We start from the raw sequence: 1,018 nt of genomic DNA, 5'->3' as shown, positions 1-1,018 counted from the left end.
TCTTTAAAGGCTGCAGCGTCGTCCTCAAATTTCGCACTGACCATAATGTGATCCCTTCCGGCGGTCGGTATAAAATCAGGCAGTTTTTGATCACGTTTATTGTAAGCCGTCAGCATCGGGATATCATCTGCTTCAAGCTCCTCAAGCAGCCGAAGCACTGTTTTTTCATGTCCCGCATAATCCTCATTTGAAGAATCAATTAAATGCAGAATTAAATCCGCTTCTTTTACTTCCTCAAGCGTTGAGCGGAATGCAGCAATCAATGTCGTCGGAAGATCCTGAATAAATCCTACTGTATCTGAAAGAAGAACACTGTAGCCGCTTGGCAGGACCATTTTTCTGGTCATCGGGTCCAGCGTGGCAAACAGGAGGTCTTCTTCATAGCTGTCAGCACTCGTCAGGCGGTTGAACCATGTTGATTTCCCTGCGTTTGTATAGCCGACAAGCGCAATTTGAAGCACACCGTTTTTCTTTCTTCTTTCACGGTATCGGCTTCTATGGCGAATGACAGTGGAAAGCTGTGTGTTGATTTCATGAATGCGATTTCTGATATGGCGGCGGTCGGTTTCCAGTTTCGTTTCCCCGGGACCTCTTGCCCCAATTCCTCCGCCTTGCCGGGAAAGGTTGATCCCTTGTCCCGTCAGACGCGGCAGTGCATATTGCAGCTGAGCCAGCTCAATTTGAAGTTTGCCTTCTCTCGTTCTCGCCCGCTTTGCAAAAATATCTAATATCAATTGCGTGCGGTCAATCATCTTCACTTCAATTGCTGTTGCCAATGACTTCAGCTGACTTGGCGACAGTTCATCATTAAAGATGAGGAGATCAGCTTCAAGCTCTTCCACGAGTGCCTTCAGCTCTTCTACCTTCCCTTTTCCTATATATGTAGCGGCGTCAGCCCTGTTCCGTTTTTGTGTGACGCTGGTCAGTACTTTTCCGTCTGCTGTTTTCGTCAGAGATGCTAGCTCTTCCATAGAATTTTCAAAATGCGAGCTCGAATTCCCCCCATGTACTCTGCGTT

1 protein-coding gene is annotated in these 1,018 nt (G+C 47.2%); it reads right to left on the bottom strand.

Going from position 1 to position 1,018, the window contains the following annotated elements; all coding sequences use genetic code 11:
- Window positions 1-971: GTPase HflX (hflX, locus tag J5M58_RS25760; protein ID WP_243432553.1), on the bottom strand; the 971-nt coding region annotated here is incomplete at its 3' end.
- Window positions 972-1,018 lie beyond the last annotated feature (47 nt).

Source organism: Pseudomonas sp. 32_A (genome assembly GCF_017490905.1).
GTDB classification, from domain to species: Bacteria; Pseudomonadota; Gammaproteobacteria; order Pseudomonadales; family Pseudomonadaceae; genus Aquipseudomonas; species Aquipseudomonas inefficax.
Note: the sequence above shows the minus strand (reverse complement) of the source record. Positions and strands in the feature narration are given on the sequence as shown.